Genomic DNA, 16,822 nt, shown 5'->3' with positions numbered 1-16,822 from the left:
ATCGCACCCGATTCATTACCTGGAGAACATCAATAGTGCGGTAACGTATCGGCAACCTATCGATGCATTACCTCACCGACATGACCGAAGACTCCCGCGCGGACCGAGATCCCCTGCCTCCGTCACCCCTGCTTCCGTCACCATTACCGGCGTCACAGCTCGCGCGTCAGATTCCTGCCGTCCTGCGCAAACTCCGGGTTCGCGATCTCGAAACGTTGCGCTGGCTGGGCCGAACGCGCAGTTTCGCCCGTACCGCTGAAGCTGCTGCTATCACCCAGCCCGCGTTGTCGAAGTGGTTGCGCGAAATCGAGGACGCGCTCGGCGTGTCGTTGTTCGAACGCACCACGCGGCGCGTGACCCCGACCCCGTATGGCGACGCACTACTCGAACGCGCCGAGCGCATGCTGACCGATCTGGCGGGTGTCGCCCCCGCCATGCAGGCGTTACGCGACGGACTTGCGCAGCCGGTCAACGTCGGCATCCTGCCGGGCATGGCGAGCGTGCTCATGCCCCAAACGCTCGCGCGGCTGGAGCACACCGGGCCTGCGCTTCGCGTCAATCTGTTCGAAGACACGCTCGACCGTCTGCTGCCCCGCGCGCGCTGGCACGAGATCGATCTGCTCGTCTGCCGACTGGACGAAACCGCCATGAATGCGGGCTTCGGGACCGTGCCGCTGTATACAGATGACGTTCGGGTGTTCGGCGCACGCAACCACCCGTTGGCGTCGCACCCGTCGCCCAGCTGGCCCGATGTCGCGCGCTATCCATGGATCGTCCCACCGCCCGGCACTCCCATGCGCCGGGCCATCGACACAGAATTCGCCCATCAAGGGCTGCCGCTGCCGCGCGTGATCATGGAGTCCGTCACGCTCATGACCAACGCGAGCACCGCGCAGGCCATGCCGTGTCTCTTCCTCGCGTCGACGTTAGGCGTGGCGCGCTCACCGCTCGCCCCGGCGCTTCATGACTTCGGGTTACCGTTCTCCCACGTCGCACCGACTGTCGGCGTCCTCCATGGTCACGCGCCGAGTGCCGCAACCCTCGCACTTATCGCGGTGTTGCAGGATGTCTCGCGCACCCTCGCCAGCCCTCTTCATCATGAATAAAATTAACGTTACCAAGAAATAAGACCATTTTCATTCATGAATCGAAGTCTCTATGATCGATGTCACCGTTTCAATTCCTCCAGTGATAGGGGTCGATAGAGAACATGGCGAAGACACACAATCTGGGATTCCCGCGCGTTGGCGCGAAGCGTGAGCTGAAGTTTGGTCAGGAAGCCTACTGGAAAGGCCAATCGTCGCGCGACGAACTGAAGGCACTCGGTGCTTCATTGCGTGCGCGTCATTGGCAGGATCAGGCGGCGCTGGATCTGGCCCCGGTCGGCGACTTTGCGTTCTACGATCAGGTGCTCGACATGAGCGTCACGCTGGGTAATCTGCCCAAGCGCGTGCAAGGCTTTCACGGCGACGCCCTGGACAACTACTTCCGCGTCGCCCGTGGCCGCTCGGCACAGAGCGCCGAAGATCACGCCGACTGCTGCGGCGGTGTCGCCGCCGGCGAGATGACGAAGTGGTTCGATACGAACTACCACTACATCGTCCCCGAGTTCGCCGTCGACACGACTTTCACGCTGGACGCCTCGCGTCTCGTCGAACAACTGGCCGAAGCCCGCGCCGCCGGGGTCAAAGCCAAGCCGGTCATCGTCGGCCCCGTCACGTATCTGTGGCTCGGCAAGTCGAAGGACGACAGCGACAAGCTGGCGTTGCTGCCGCGCCTGTTGCCGGTCTACGTGAAACTGCTGGAAACCCTCGCCGCACAAGGCGTGGAATGGGTGCAGATCGACGAACCGATCCTCGTCACCGAACTGGATGCCGAATGGCGGACAGCCTTCGAAACCGCCTACGCCGCACTCGCTGCGGCGCCGGTCAAACGTCTGCTCGCCACGTACTTCGGTGAGCTGCAAGAGAACCTGCCGCTAGCGTGCCGCCTGGCGGTCGACGGTCTGCACATCGACGCTGTGAACGCGCAAAGCGAAGTCGCCAAGGTCATCGCTGCGCTACCGGCGGACAAGATCGTGTCGGTGGGTGTGGTCAACGGTCGCAACATCTGGAAGACGGATCTGGCGGCGGTGCTGGACTGGCTTGAGCCGGTGGCAAAACAGCTGGGCGACCGTCTGTGGATCGCACCGTCGTGCTCGCTGCTGCACGTGCCGGTCGATCTGGACAGTGAACAGAAGCTCGACGCCGAGATCCGGTCGTGGCTCGCCTTCGCCAAACAGAAGCTCGCTGAAGTGACGGTGCTGGCCCGCGCCATTAACGATGGCCGTGCTGCCGTGACCGCCGAGTTGCGTGCCAATGCCGCCGCCATCGCCAGTCGCCGTGCGTCGCCGCGCGTGCACAACCCGACCGTCAAGGCGGCAGTTGAGCGGATCGAAGCCGCGATGGGCCGTCGCAAGCGTCCGTACATCGAGCGTGCACCGAAGCAAGCCGCGAAACTGAACCTGCCGCGCTACCCGACCACCACCATCGGCTCGTTCCCGCAAACGGCCGAGATCCGCAACGCCCGCAGCCAGTACAAAGCGGGAGAGCTGGATCAGGCGGGTTACGTGGCAGCCATGAAAAAGGAAATCGAGCGCAGCGTGCGCGAGCAAGAAGCGCTGGGGCTCGATGTGCTGGTGCACGGCGAAGCGGAACGCAACGACATGGTCGAGTACTTCGGCGAACAGCTCCAAGGCTACGCGTTCAGCCAGTTCGGCTGGGTGCAGTCGTACGGCTCGCGCTGTGTGAAGCCACCGATCATGTTTGGCGACATCAGCCGCCCGAAGGCGATGACCGTCGAATGGATCAAGTACGCGCAGTCGCTGACCGACAAGCCGATGAAGGGCATGCTGACCGGCCCGGTCACGATCCTGAACTGGTCGTTCGTGCGCGACGATCAGCCACGCTCGGTCTCGTGCTTCCAGCTCGCGCTCGCGATGCGCGAGGAAGTCCTGGATCTGGAACGTGCGGGTGTGCGCGTGATCCAGATCGACGAGGCGGCGTTGCGCGAAGGCCTGCCGCTGCGCCGTTCGCAATGGGCGACCTATTTGCACTGGGCGGTCGAGTCGTTCCGCATCACGGCGAACGGCGTGCAGGACGACACGCAGATCCATACACATATGTGCTATTCGGAGTTCAACGACATCATCGCGGCCATCGCCGAGATGGATGCCGACGTGATCACCATCGAGACCTCGCGCTCAGATATGGAACTGCTCGACGCGTTCGACTCGTTCCAGTACCCGAACGAAATCGGACCGGGCGTGTACGACATTCACTCGCCCAACATCCCGACGCAGGAACACATGGTGTCGCTCATGCAGAAGGCTGCCGAGCGCATTCCGGCACAACGTCTGTGGGTCAACCCCGACTGCGGACTGAAAACGCGTCAATGGGCGGAAGTCATTCCGGCGCTGCAAAACATGGTCGCCGCCGCGAAGACACTCCGCGCACAGTAAGTCCCCTGCGCTGCGCGAATTCGGCGGAATTTGCAGAGGGAAAATGCCTTAAATGAGCGGGCCGGCGAAATGCCGGCCTGTTCGCATTTGGGGGCACGGAAACGGGCCTAGCGATCACATCACTTGAGGAATCATCGCTAAGTCATTGATTGCTGAAGTGTTTGCATGGCATAGTCGCGCGAATGCACACGCGCACGAGCTAAGTTTCTACTAAGTTTCGCGCGCTATCGTGCGCCCGTGCCGTCCTCCGTGGATAGCAAGGATTAGGCGTAGGCTGATTTCAGTACGCTAGACTCAGCCCGCCAGAATGCGTACGGAAAACCATGCGGATATTGCTTGTAGAAGACGACGCCATGATCGGTGAGGCCATGATGCAGGCGCTCAAGGACGCCTCATACGCCGCCGATTGGTGTCGCGACGGTGACGCCGCGCTCGCCGCCCTCGCCGCGCATGCGTACGACCTCATGCTGCTCGACCTCGGCCTGCCCGGCCGGGATGGTTGGGACGTGCTGCGCGCCCATCGTGGCGCGGGCGGGCGTACGCCGATTATCGTCGTCACCGCCCGCGACGGCGCGGAAGACATCATTCAGGGCCTCGATCTCGGGGCGGACGACTTCGTCGTCAAGCCGTTCGAAGTGGGTGAGCTGCTCGCCAGAATGCGCGCGGTCATCCGTCGTCACGCAGGCGTGGCCGTGCCGGTGCTGACCAACGGCGCGCTCGCGCTCGATCCGGCAACGCATCAGGCGACGTACGGCGAAAACAGTTGCGTCCTTTCGGCGCGTGAATACGCGCTGCTGCACGCGCTGATGCTGCGCCCCGGCACGATCCTCTCGCGCGACGCGCTCGAACATCGCCTGTATGGCTGGGGTGAGGAGATCGAGAGCAATATGATCGACTTCCTGATCCATTCGATTCGCAAGAAGCTCGGCGCCGATGTCATTCGCAACATCCGCGGCGCGGGATGGCTGGTGCCCAAGGCATGATGCGTTCGTTGCAGTCACGGCTCGTCGTTACGCTCTCGGCCTGCGCGCTGGCACTGGCCATCGTGGCGGGCTTCGTCTCGTACGGTGCGGCCTTTCGCGAAGCCTATCGCTTTCAGGACGACCAACTGCTGCAACTCGCCGCGCTCGTCGACACGCGCAATCTGGCTGGGGCCGATTCGGCCATGCACGGCCTGCCGATTCAGGATCACGACTACCGTCTGACCGTGCAGCGCCTTGGCGGCACCTTCCCTGTGACGCTGTCCGACGGTTTCCACACGGTCAACACCGGCGACCACACCTGGCGAGCCTTCGTGCGCACCATCGAGCCGGACCTGCGCATCGTCGTGGCGCAGCCGACGGAAGGCCGCAACGAAATCGCGCGCAATAGCGGACTTCGCACGGCAATGCCCTTCGTCGGGTTCCTGCCGCTACTCATCGCCGCGATTGTGTTGACGGTGCGCCGCGCCTGGCGTCCGGTGCAGCAACTGGCCGCCGAAGTCGACAAGCGACGCGATACCGACCTGCGCGGCCTCGACACGCAAGGCGCCCCCACGGAAATCGAGCCGTTCATCGTGTCGATCAACCGTCTGCTGGCGCGGCTGGCCAAGGCGCTCGACGAGCAACGCCGCTTCGTAGCGGACGCCGCGCACGAACTGCGCTCGCCGGTCACCGCGCTGGTGATTCAGTCCGAAAACCTCGACCGTGCACTCGCACCGGCCGCGCTCGATGCCGAAACGCGTCACCGGCTGACCAAGCTCAAGAGCGGGCTGCATCGCACACGCACGCTGATCGAACAGTTGCTGACGCTGGCCCGCGCCCAGAGCGCGCCGACCGTTCCGGCCCATCCCCTGACGTTGCTCCCGGCCGTACATGAAGCGCTCGAAGATGTTTTCGTTCTGGCGGATCGCAAGCAGATCATGCTCGATCTGTCGGACGCATCGACCAGTGTGCCGGGCCGCTCCGGCTTGCCCGGTCTGCGGGTAGCAGGGTCGAAGCGCGACATCGTCACGTTGCTGAGCAATATTGTCGGCAACGCCGTACGCTACACGCCGGCCGGCGGCACGGTCTCGGTACAGTTGTCGGCCAAGGGGGGCGACGTCGTAATCGACGTGATCGACTCCGGCCCCGGGATCGACGCCGACAAACGCGAACGCGTGTTCGACGCGTTTTACCGCGCCACCGATCACCGCGAGCCTCGCGAACACGGTGGCGACGGAACAGGGCTGGGGTTGGCGATCGTGCGGGCCATCGTCGACCGCCTCGGCGGGCAGGTGCAACTGACCGACGCGAGTCAGTCACCGCCGCGCGGGCTGCATGTCCGGGTGACGCTGCCTAATGCAGATGCGCCCGACGTGACCGATTCACCCGATGCGCCCGATGTGCAGGCCGGTGGATCCGGCCAGCAGCGTCAGCCTCGTTAGCCTCGACAGTCCCGACCCGAACACTCAACCGACCTCAACTTCATCCTCAAGACCGGAAAGCCTCGTATTCATGTCTACACGTCCTCAACGTGACGCCGGGTTAGAGCCCTGGCCGATTTCCCCCACCGCCCTGCTCTGGCTGATCGCGATGTTCGCGTTGGTCTGGTTCGGTGTCCTGAACCTGCGGCATCTGATTCCCAGCGACGAAGGCCGCTACGCCGAGATGGCCCGCGAAATGCTGGCCACTGGCGACTGGGTCACGCCGCGTTACAACGGCTATCTGTACTTCGAGAAGCCGCCGCTCCAGACCTGGATGAACGCCCTCACGTTCATGATCTTCGGCCTGGGCGACTGGCAGGCGCGTCTGTGGACGGCGCTGACCGGGTTCGGCGGCGTGCTGCTCGTGGGTTACACCGGCCGTCGGGTGTTCAGCGCCCGCGCAGGTCTGTTCGCCGCGCTGGCCCTGGCAAGCGCCCCGCTGTGGAGCCTGCTCGGCCACTTCAACGTGCTGGACATGGGCCTGTCGTTCATGATGACGCTGGTCCTGTGCGCGCTGTTGCTGGCACAGCGCCCGGGCCTGACCGACACGCAGACCCGCAACTGGATGTGGCTGTGCTGGGCGGCGATGGGTCTGTCGATCCTGAGCAAGGGGCTGATCGGTGTGGTCCTGCCGGGTGCCGTGCTCGTCATCTACACGCTGATCGCACGTGACTGGGCTTTGTGGAAACGTCTGCACATCGTGAGCGGACTGATCGTGATGCTGGCCATCACGGTGCCGTGGTTCGCAGCCGTGATGTCGCGCAACCCGTCGTTCTTCGATTTCTTCTTCATCAACGAGCACTTCAACCGCTTCCTGAAGCCGGACCACCATCGTCCGGGCGCGCTCTGGTACTTCGTGCCCGTGCTGTTGATCGGCTTCCTGCCGTGGCTCTCGACGATCCCGCGCGCCATTACCGGTTCGCGCGCCGTGCCGCCTCAGGCGAACGGATTCCGCCCGGTGCTGATGATCACCGTGTGGGCGGTCTTCATCTTCTGCTTCTTCTCGATGTCGCACTCGAAGCTCATCTCGTATGTGCTGCCGATTGTGCCGGCTATCGCCATGCTGTTCGGCCTCGGTCTGGCCACCATGACCCGCGAGTCGCTGCGCAAACACCTCATCGTGTCCGTCGTGCTGTTCATCGCGACGATCGTCACGTGTCTGGTGTTCCTGTCGCATCACTCGGACAGCCGCAACCCGGTGGAGGCGTACCGCACGTTCTCGTATTACTTGTATGCGGCCAGCGTGGTCGGCCTGATCGGCATCGGCATCACCCGCTGGCTGAGCACCCGCAGCACCAAGCAGGCGCTGGTGGCGTTTGCGGCCACGTGGCTCGCGTTCACGATGATCGGTGGCTCGGGGCACGAGGCGTTCGGGCGCGGCAGCTCGGGTATCGATCTGGTGCCTGCCGTGCGTGCGGAGATGGATCGTCTGGGACCGGACACGCCGTTCTACTCGGTCGGCACGCTCGACCACACCATGCCGTACTACCTGCGTCAGCCGATGATCATGGTCGCCGTGCAGGACGAGCTGGAGTTCGGCATCTCGCAGGCCCCCGACAGTTGGGTACCGACGCTTGAGAAGTTCGTGGACGTCTGGATGGAAGACCCCAAGGCGCTTGCCCTGGTCGATCCGGACAAGTTCGCTGTGCTGGAGACGTTGAATCTGCCGATGAAGGTGATTGCGCGCGACAACCGTCGCGTGATCATCGAAAAGCCGATGGCCGGGGAACCGGCAAGCGGTAGCACGGCCCCGGCAGCGCCGGCTGCGGCATCGTCGCCCGCGACCAACTGAGCGATTGCCGCCAGACCGGCGGCATAGAAAAACGGCTGAAAGCGGTTCGCCGCCTTCAGCCGTTTTTTATTGCTTCGTCAAAAACTTAGACGATTTACTTCGACTTCTTCTTAGCACCGGCGGGCTTGGCGTTACCGACCGACACGCTGGCCTCGGCCGTGAGCATCAGGAACGTGAACGTCTCTTCCAGATACAGGCGAACCGTGGTGGCCGTGTGGTCGAGATAGCCGATCGAGATGTCCTGACCGATGTGCATTTCGTAGTCGCCGCCGCGCGTCGAGACGATGCAGCCGCCATCGATGGCCGGGGCCCAGATGATCTCGCCGCTCACGATGTGACCGATGTGCTCGAGAATCGGATAGCCCTGATCGTTGGCTTCGGCCACGGCCGTGTAGGCGTCGGCGCCGAGCAGCACGCTGTACGGACCGTCGACACCTTCCAGACGCAGTTGTTCGAGCGCCTTGGCAATGACCGTCGGGTAATCGGCGATGTTGTCCGGCAGCGGCAGCACCGGATTCGACGTGCCCTGTCGCACGCCCGTGATGCGTGCGGCTTCGTAGCCGTCGAAGATCGCGCGATCTTCGGCATAGGCCAGCTTGATCGCAGCGTCCTTGGCCGGTTGCCAGTCCGAGTCGTTCGCGCCGCGCTCGACATCGTCGATGGCTTCACGCGAGAGCTCGAACGGCACGCGCAACGCCACGAGCGACAACACTTCGCGCTGACGCGCGCTCACGCCGTCGAGCGGCGCGTCGATGGCTTTCTGATGACCGGTGCCCACGCCGGAGAGCGCGAGACCGCCCGGCCCCTTCACGTCGACCACGCGACGGCCGGCGACGGTACGTTTGAACGTGCGGGCCACTTCTTCTTCGATCTGCGCCCATGCGGCGCTCGAAATGGGGGCCAGTTCGCGATGCAGGTTATTCATGCCTGAGAAACTCCTTTGAGCGATCCGATTTGCAGCGAGCCGTCCGCGACTGCGGGGCTCGCCTGATGAGAAGCGGTAGCGGCGTCGAACACTTGCACGCCCGAGGGCTGTGCGTCGATCAACGTCTTGATGACATGGCTGGATTCGGTGGCGGCCGCTTGCGGCGCGCGATCAGCGAGTTCTTCCAGCAGCGGGGCCGACGGCACGAAGAACAACCCGCCGGTCACCGCTGTGCTGAAATCCAGCAAGCGGTCGTAATTGCCGGGTGGTTTGCCGACGAACATGTTTTCGAGCATCTGCTCGATGGGCCACGGCGAGCGCGCATAGCCGATGAAGAACGTGCCGAACTCACCCGATCCCGGGCGGCCGAACGGCATGTTGTCGCGCAGGATCTTGACTTCTTTACCGTCGACTTCGAGCGTGGTCAGGGCGCTGTGCGAATTGCTCGGCTTCACGTCCTCGTCCAGTTCGACATCCGAGAACTTGGTACGGCCGATGATGCGCTCCTGCACTTCCACCGGCAGCGCGTTCCAGCCCGTCATGTCGTGCAGATACTTCTGCACGAGAACATAGCTGCCGCCGGCGAACTCGGGGTCTTCGTCGCCCATGACCGTGAAGTCGAACGCCTCCTGACCTTCCGGGTTCTCGGTGCCGTCGACGAAGCCGATCATCGCGCGCATATCGAAATAGCGGAAGCCGTGCACTTCGTCGACGACGCTCACCGCATCGCCCAGCTTGTTGAGCAACAGCGTGGCGAGGTCGAAGCACAGGTCCATCTGTTCGGCACGAATGTGCAGCAGCAGATCGCCGGGCGTGGCCGGGGCGTGCCGCTTGCCTGCGCCGAACTCACGGAACGGATGCAGCTCGGCCGGGCGCGGATCGCCGAACAGGCGGTCCCATGCGCTGTCGCTAAAGCCAGCCACACAGGTCAGATTGCCGGTCGGCACACGTTTGCCCACAGATCGGACATACGCGGCCACATCGGCACACCAGCCCCGCACGGCGGCGTGCGCGGCCTCGTCGTCGCGAATCGTGGCGACGAGGAAGATGGCGCTGCGGGTCACTTTGCCGGAAACCGGCTGCGGTTCGGGAGGAGGAGACGTCAGACGTTCTGTCATTGCTTTCCTGCGTGGGACGGGAGTTCTCGAAGTCGCCGACGCCCGGTCCCGCGTGGGCGATAGGCTATCGGACGACGACTTTTAGTGTGTCAACTTTATAACGCAACACGCCGTAATATGCCACTCTGATTGATAGGGCGATGTGTCAGGCCTTATGCGACGGGGGTTTCCGGGCGGCGCCGCGAATTCTGTCAATTTCGCCATATTCGCGCCATTTTGGCGTTGGGGGTGCGCCCATAACATGGCGGCGTTCCTTCCGGTACCGGTGGCGCGCCCGCGTGCGCGTTGTTGGCGCCGCCCTTGTCCGTACGCCTGTGACTGCGCCCGAGCGCGTCTGAATCATGTGGATTGTCAACGTTGCGCTCAAACGGCCATACACGTTCATCGTGATGGCCATTCTGATCCTGCTCGCTACGCCGCTCGCGCTGTTGCGCACGCCCGTCGACGTGCTGCCGGAAATCAACATCCCCGTCATCAGCATCATCTGGACCTATAACGGGCTGTCCGCACAGGACATCGCCGACCGGATGATCTCCGGCAACGAACGCGGCCTGACGACCACCGTCAACAACATCGAGCACATCGAGTCGCAATCGCTGCCGGGCATCGGCATCATCAAGATATTCCTGCAACCGACGGCCAATATTCAGACGGCCATCGCACAGGTCGTTGCGGTCGAGCAGGCGCAGGTCAAGCAGATGCCGCCCGGCGCGACGCCGCCGCTCGTCATCAGCTATTCGGCCTCGTCGATTCCTGTCATGCAGTTGGGCCTGTCGAGCCCCAGCCTGTCGGAACCGGCGCTTAACGACACGGCGCTGAACTTCCTGCGTCCACAACTGGTGACGATCCCGGGTGCCGCCGTGCCCTATCCATATGGCGGCAAAACGCGGCTGATCTCGGTGGACATCGACTCGCGCGCTCTGCTCGCCAAGGGCCTGACGGCGCAGGACGTGGTCGCGGCCGTCAACGCGCAGAACCTGATCCTGCCGACCGGTACCGCGAAGATCGGGCCACGCGAGTACACCGTCGACATGAACGGCTCGCCGCCGACGGTCGAGGGGCTGAACAACATTCCGGTACGCACCGTGAATGGCGCGACGACCTATCTGCGCGAAGTCGCTCACGTTCGCACCGGCTTCTCGCCACAGACGAACATCGTGCGTCAGAACGGTCAGCGCGGCGTGCTGATGTCGATCATGAAGACGGGCGATGCCTCGACGCTGTCCGTCGTCGACGCCATGAAGGCGCTGCTGCCCGAGGCGCGCGCCGCCCTGCCGGCGGACCTCCACATCTCGGCGCTGTTCGACCAGTCAGTCTTCGTGAAGGCCGCCGTGCAGGGTGTGATTCACGAAGCGCTGATCGCCGCCGCCCTCACGGCAGCCATGATCCTGCTGTTCCTCGGCAACTGGCGCAGCACCTGCATCATCGCCATCTCGATTCCGCTCTCGATCCTGTCGTCGCTGCTCGCACTCCACGCGCTCGGCCAGACCATCAACATCATGACGCTGGGCGGGCTCGCGCTCGCGGTGGGGATTCTGGTCGACGATGCGACCGTGACCATCGAGAACATCGAGCGGCACCTCCACATGGGGACACCGCTGCATCAGGCGATTCTCGACGGCGCGGGGGAAATCGCGGTGCCCGCGCTCGTCTCGACGCTGTGTATCTGTATCGTCTTCGTGCCGATGTTCTTCCTGACGGGCGTGGCGCGTTACCTGTTCGTGCCGCTGGCCGAGGCGGTGGTGTTCGCGATGCTCGCGTCGTACATCCTCTCGCGCACGCTGGTGCCCACGCTTGCCATGCTGCTCATGGGGCACGCGCACCCCACGGATCCGAACGCGAAACCCGGCGTGTTCCGCCGCATCTACCTGCGCTTCGACGCCAGCTTCGAGCGCATGCGCGCCGCCTACATCGTGGTGCTGTCCACCTTGCTGGTGCGCCGCCGTGTCTTCGCCATGAGCTTCCTGACGTTCTGCGTGCTGTCGATGGGACTGGTGTTCGCGCTGGGGGCCGACTTCTTCCCGTCGGTCGATGCGGGCAACATCCGCATGCACATGCGCGCGCCGACAGGCACACGCATCGAGGAAACCGCGCGTCTGGCCGATCAGGTCGAGAAGGTCGTGCGCGAGGTCGTGCCCGCCAACGAACTCGAAACGATCCTCGACAACCTCGGCCTGCCGTATAGCGGTATCAACCTTTCTTATAGCAACGCTGGGACGATCGGCACGCTCGACGGCGAAATCCAGATCGCGCTCACCCCCGACCATCGTCCTAGCGCGGAATACATCGACAAGCTGCGGGCCTTGCTGCCGCAACGCTTCCCCGGCGTGGAGTTCTTCTTTCAGCCGGCGGACATCGTCACGCAGATTCTCAACTTCGGCCTGCCCGCCGCCATCGACATCCAGATCAGCGGGAATCAGCAACTGGCGAACTTCGATGTAGCGACCAAGCTGCTCAAGCAGGTGCGCCAGGTGCCGGGCACCGTCGACACGCATATTCAGCAACGCGTCAATGCGCCGACGATTCACCTGAACATGGACCGCTCGCGCTTGCAGCAGTTGAATCTGAATGCCAACGCCGTCGCTCAGAACGTGCTGATTTCGCTCTCGGGCAGCTCGCAGACGTCGCCCGGCTTCTGGTTCAACGAACAGAACGGCGTGGAGTACAGCCTCTCGGTGCAGTCGCCGCAGTACCGCATCAGCTCCATCGACGATCTGTTGCGCCTGCCGGTGGCGGGCACGGGCAACAACGGCCAGCCGCAACTGCTCGCCAACTTCGTGCAGGTCGAGCCGACACAGCGCTTCGCCGTGGTCAGCCACTACAACATTCGCCCGGTCATCGACATCTACGTCAGCGTGGAAGGCCGGGATCTGGGCAGCGTGGCGAACGATATCAACAAGCTCGTCGCACAAGCCCGCAAGGACCTGCCGCGCGGCAGCCAGATCGTGGTGCGCGGTCAGGTCAGCACGATGCAAAGCTCATACATGGGGCTGGGCATCGGCGTGGCGATGGCCATCGTGCTCGTCTACCTGCTCATCGTGGTGAATTTCCAGTCGTGGGTCGATCCGCTCATCATCGTGAGCGCCCTGCCCGCTGCGCTGGCCGGCATCGTCTGGATGCTGTTCCTCACCGGCACACGCTTGTCGGTGCCTGCGCTCACGGGGGCCATCATGACCATGGGGGTCGCGACCGCCAACAGTATTCTGGTGGTGGCGTTCGCGCGGCAACGGATGGAAACGGGCATGGCCCCGCTCAAGGCCGCGCTCGAAGCGGGCGCGAGCCGGATTCGCCCGGTGCTCATGACGGCGCTCGCCATGATCATCGGCATGGTGCCGATGGCGCTCGGTCTGGGCGAAGGCGCGGAGCAGAACGCGCCGCTGGGCCGCGCCGTGATCGGCGGGCTGATGTTCGCCACGGTCTCGACGCTCTTTTTCGTGCCGCTGGTCTTTGCGGGCGTGCACACGCGACTCGTGCGCCGCAAGGCCCGTCGCGCAGGGAGCGCGGCCACGCCGGCACATGGCGACCATAGCAACCACAACGCAGATACCGATAACGCCGGCCACTAAGGCACGGCGACCGACATCTCACACCAGATATCAAGATTTGACGGGTTGAACGACATGACCGAGAAACATCACGCCGAACTGGCCATTCCCGAGCACGATCCTGCCGACGGCCGGCAGCTCCCCCCGCGTCACGGCCAGTTCCGTCGCGCGAAGATCGTGCTGATCATCGTGGCCCTGCTGCTGATCGCAGGGGCTGCGCGCACCACCATCGCCAACTTCCTGCAACGCCGTGCCGTCGCCAGCGTGACGACACAGAACGCAAAGCAATTCGTGAGCGTCGTGACGCCTCAGGCCACCGCCGCCAGCGAAACGCTGTTGCCCGCGACGCTGCGCGGTGCGGTGGAGTCCCCCATCTACGCCCGTGCGACGGGCTATTTGCTGCATCGCTACGTGGACATCGGCGCGAAGGTCAAACAAGGCCAGTTGCTCGCCGACCTCGATACGCCGGAAATCGATCAGGAACTGGCTCAGGCCATCGCCCAGCGCAATCAGATCAACGCCAGCCTCGGTCTGGCCAAGTCGTCGCTCGACCGGTGGCAGCAACTGCGTCAGCGCGATGCCGTCTCGCAGCAGGAACTGGACGAGCGGCAGAGCACCTACACCCAGGGCGTGGCGAATCTCGCGGCGGCCGATGCCAACGTCAAACGGCTTCAGCAACTGGAGTCGTTCAAGCGCATCGTCGCCCCTTTCGACGGCGTGATCACGCAGCGCAACGTGGACGTCGGCGATCTCATCGCGGCGGGCAGCGGCAGCGCACAGGCCATGTTCTCGCTGGCACAGACCGACCCGCTGCGCGTCTACGTGCAAGTGCCGCAGGCCTATGCGCAAAGCGTGTCCGTCGGTCAGCCGGTCGTCGTGACGCAAGCCGAACTGCCCGGGCAGCACTTCCAGGGCAAGATCACGCACGTGTCCGGCGCCATCGACGTGGCAACGCGTTCGCTTCAGATCGAAGCCGCCTTGCCGAATCCGGACGGAAAGCTGCGCCCCGGCGCTTACGTGCAACTCGCGCTGCCCAGCGCCGTGCAACCGCATCTGAGCGTGCCCGCCAACGCGCTGCTGTTCCGTGCCGAAGGCCCGCGTGTGGCAGTCGTGGACGATCAGGGCGTCGTGCATCTGCACAAGATCGTGATCGCGCAGGATCTCGGACAGACGCTGGAGCTGGCCGATGGCGTGTCGCCCAGCGACCGCGTGATCGTCAACCCCAGCGATTCGGTGGACGACGGCGACCACGTGCAAGCCAAGGCGCTTGAGGCCAAAGGTGGCGGCAAACCCGCAGCGAAGGCGCAGGGAGACGAATCGTGAGCCGCATGGATCACGACGGCCGGGGTCACCTCCATAGCGGCTTCCGGCTCAGCGCGACGCTGCTTGCCGTCGCCGCGCTGCTGAGCGCGTGCGCCGTCGGCCCGGACTACCATCGCCCGGACGTCCCGACGCCCGCCATCTGGAAAACGGACGGCTACTGGAAGGTCGCGCAACCGTCGCGCGCCGCGATGCAGCCCGACTGGTGGAAAGCGTTCAACGAACCGGCGCTCGATGCCCTCGAAGACAAGGCCCTCTTGCAGAGCCAGACGCTCGCCGCTGCCGTCGCGCACTACGATCAGGCGCAGGCGACGTTGTCCGGCATTTCGGCGCAACGGCTACCGGAAGTGGATGCCTCATTTGGGCTGGCACGTCAGCGCATCTCGGCCAATCGTCCGGTCACAAGCTACTCGTCGAGCAGCATGTCGACGGTACAGAACAACGTTCAGGTGGGCTTGGGCGTGAGCTACGACACCGATCTGTTCGGTCGTATTCGCCGTCAGGTCGAAGGCGCGCAGGCGTCCGCCGAACAAGCGGGCGACGATCTGGCGAATGCGCGACTCGTCCTCACCACGCAACTGGCCACCGCCTACTTCCAGTTGCGCGCCATCGATGCCGAGATCAAGGTGCTGGACCAGTCCGTCATCTTGCAGCAAAAGGCACTCGATTATGTGAGCGCGCAGCACGATCTCGGCGCGGTCTCGGGGCTGGATGTCCTCCAGCAGCAATCGCAACTCGACACCACGCGCGTGCAAGCCCGTCTGTTACATCAGCAACGCGACCAGTACGAACATGCCATCGCGGCGCTCGTCGGCGTGCCCGCACCCGCGTTCTCCGTGCCGGAGGGCGTGCTGCCTGCCACGCTGCCCGAGATCCCGCTCGGGGTGCCGAGCGATGTGCTGCAACGGCGTCCGGACGTGGCCTCGGCCGAGCGCAGCATGGCCGCCGCGAATGCGCAGATCGGCGTGGCGAAAGCAGCCTTCTTCCCGAGCCTGATGCTCAATCCCAGTATCGGCTGGCAGAGCACCGACTTCGCCAATCTGCTCTCCGCGCCAAGCCTGTTGTGGACGCTGGGCACCATGGCGTCGCAAGTCATCTTCGACGGCGGACGGCGTCAGGCCGGGGTCGACTACGCGAGCGCCGGTTATCGCGCGGTGGAGGCCAACTACCGTCAGACGGTGCTCACCGCGTTCCAGCAAGTGCAGGACGGCGTGACCGGTCTGTCTGTCCTCAATGCCGCCGCGCAGGAATCGCACGCGGCCGTGGTCGACGCCGAGCGCCTGCTCAGTCTTGCCAACGACCGCTACTCGGGCGGACTGACGGCCTATCTCAGCGTGATTACGGCGCAGCAGGCAGCGCTGGCGAGCGAGCGTCAGGACGTCCAGATCCGGGGACAGCAACTTGTGCTGTCGGTGGCGCTGGTCAAGGCACTGGGCGGCGGATGGCAGCCCTCGGAGACATCCTCTGACTCGTATAATGCGCAAAGATGAGGTGACGACATGAAAGTGCTGATCGTTGAAGACGAACAAAAGGTAGTGGACTATCTGCGCTCCGGGCTGACCGAGCAAGGCTGGGTGGTCGATGTTGCGCTCGACGGCGAGGAAGGCACGCACCTGGCGCTGGAGTTCGATTACGACGTCATCGTGCTCGACGTCATGCTGCCCAAGCGCGACGGCTTTGCCGTGCTCGGGTCGCTGCGCGAGCGCAAGTCCACGCCCGTCATCATGCTCACTGCCCGCGATCATGTGAACGACCGGGTGCGCGGCCTGCGCGAAGGCGCCGACGACTATCTCACCAAGCCGTTCTCGTTCATCGAACTGGTCGAACGTCTGCACGCACTCGCGCGTCGCACCCGCGTGCAGGAATCGACGCTGATCTCGGTCGGCGACCTGTTCGTCGATCTGATCGGCCGCCGGGCGACGCGCGACGGGCACCGGCTCGATCTCACCGCGAAGGAGTTCCAGCTGTTGTCGGTGCTTGCACGCCGTCAGGGCGACATTCTGTCCAAGACGGCCATCACCGAACTGGTCTGGGATGTCAATTTCGACAGCCATACGAACGTGGTGGAGACCGCCATCAAACGACTGCGCGCCAAGCTCGATGGCCCCTTCACCACCAAGCTGCTGCACACCGTACGCGGCATGGGCTACGTGCTGGAAGTGCGCGAGGCCTGAGCGCCC

At 64.1% G+C, this 16,822-nt stretch carries 11 protein-coding genes; 9 read left to right on the top strand and 2 right to left on the bottom strand.

The window, feature by feature from the left end:
• Nucleotides 1-62: 62 nt before the first annotated feature.
• From PAQ31011_RS00620 to PAQ31011_RS00600, 5 genes are all read left to right on the top strand, one after another.
• A complete protein-coding gene (locus PAQ31011_RS00620) occupies nt 63-1,106 on the top strand; it encodes a LysR family transcriptional regulator (protein WP_150574012.1) in 1,044 nt (347 codons plus the stop codon).
• A gap of 104 nt (nt 1,107-1,210) precedes the next feature.
• The gene (gene metE, locus PAQ31011_RS00615) at nt 1,211-3,499 is read left to right on the top strand and encodes a 5-methyltetrahydropteroyltriglutamate--homocysteine S-methyltransferase (RefSeq protein WP_150574011.1); all 2,289 of its coding nucleotides are present in this window, start codon (nt 1,211-1,213) and stop codon (nt 3,497-3,499) included.
• Nucleotides 3,500-3,822: 323 nt separating this feature from the next.
• On the top strand, nt 3,823-4,482 hold the full coding sequence (locus PAQ31011_RS00610; RefSeq protein WP_039398505.1) for a response regulator transcription factor: 660 nt from the start codon (nt 3,823-3,825) through the stop codon (nt 4,480-4,482).
• Nucleotides 4,461-5,903: a sensor histidine kinase gene (locus tag PAQ31011_RS00605; protein WP_150574010.1), complete on the top strand. Its 1,443-nt coding sequence runs from the start codon at nt 4,461-4,463 to the stop codon at nt 5,901-5,903. The genes PAQ31011_RS00610 and PAQ31011_RS00605 overlap by 22 nt, the downstream gene beginning before the upstream one ends.
• A gap of 70 nt (nt 5,904-5,973) precedes the next feature.
• A complete protein-coding gene (locus PAQ31011_RS00600; protein ID WP_150574009.1) occupies nt 5,974-7,734 on the top strand; it encodes a glycosyltransferase family 39 protein in 1,761 nt (586 codons plus the stop codon).
• 94 nt (nt 7,735-7,828) lie between these two features.
• Here the strand turns inward: PAQ31011_RS00600 and PAQ31011_RS00595 are convergent, their stop codons facing one another.
• Complete coding sequence (locus tag PAQ31011_RS00595) at nt 7,829-8,659, bottom strand: family 1 encapsulin nanocompartment shell protein (RefSeq protein ID WP_150574008.1); 831 nt, start codon at nt 8,657-8,659, stop codon at nt 7,829-7,831.
• Nucleotides 8,656-9,777 carry a Dyp-type peroxidase gene (locus PAQ31011_RS00590; RefSeq protein ID WP_150574007.1) on the bottom strand — a complete coding sequence of 374 codons (1,122 nt, stop codon included), beginning with the start codon at nt 9,775-9,777 and terminating at the stop codon, nt 8,656-8,658. Before PAQ31011_RS00590 ends, PAQ31011_RS00595 begins: the two co-directional genes overlap by 4 nt.
• A gap of 341 nt (nt 9,778-10,118) precedes the next feature.
• Between PAQ31011_RS00590 and PAQ31011_RS00585 the strand changes: the two genes are divergently transcribed.
• From PAQ31011_RS00585 to PAQ31011_RS00570, 4 genes are read left to right on the top strand one after another with little or no spacing between them, the layout of a single operon-like run.
• Nucleotides 10,119-13,343: an efflux RND transporter permease subunit gene (locus tag PAQ31011_RS00585; RefSeq protein ID WP_246179253.1), complete on the top strand. Its 3,225-nt coding sequence runs from the start codon at nt 10,119-10,121 to the stop codon at nt 13,341-13,343.
• Nucleotides 13,344-13,397: 54 nt separating this feature from the next.
• Nucleotides 13,398-14,645, top strand: coding sequence for an efflux RND transporter periplasmic adaptor subunit (locus PAQ31011_RS00580; RefSeq protein WP_150574006.1), 1,248 nt, complete (start codon nt 13,398-13,400; stop codon nt 14,643-14,645).
• Nucleotides 14,646-14,650: 5 nt separating this feature from the next.
• Complete coding sequence (locus tag PAQ31011_RS00575; RefSeq protein ID WP_150574819.1) at nt 14,651-16,132, top strand: efflux transporter outer membrane subunit; 1,482 nt, start codon at nt 14,651-14,653, stop codon at nt 16,130-16,132.
• Nucleotides 16,133-16,141: 9 nt separating this feature from the next.
• The gene (locus tag PAQ31011_RS00570; protein WP_039398512.1) at nt 16,142-16,816 is read left to right on the top strand and encodes a heavy metal response regulator transcription factor; all 675 of its coding nucleotides are present in this window, start codon (nt 16,142-16,144) and stop codon (nt 16,814-16,816) included.
• Nucleotides 16,817-16,822 lie beyond the last annotated feature (6 nt).

This window comes from Pandoraea aquatica, from assembly GCF_902459565.1.
Lineage (GTDB): Bacteria > Pseudomonadota > Gammaproteobacteria > Burkholderiales > Burkholderiaceae > Pandoraea > Pandoraea aquatica.
This window is presented reverse-complemented; position numbering and strand designations above follow the sequence as displayed.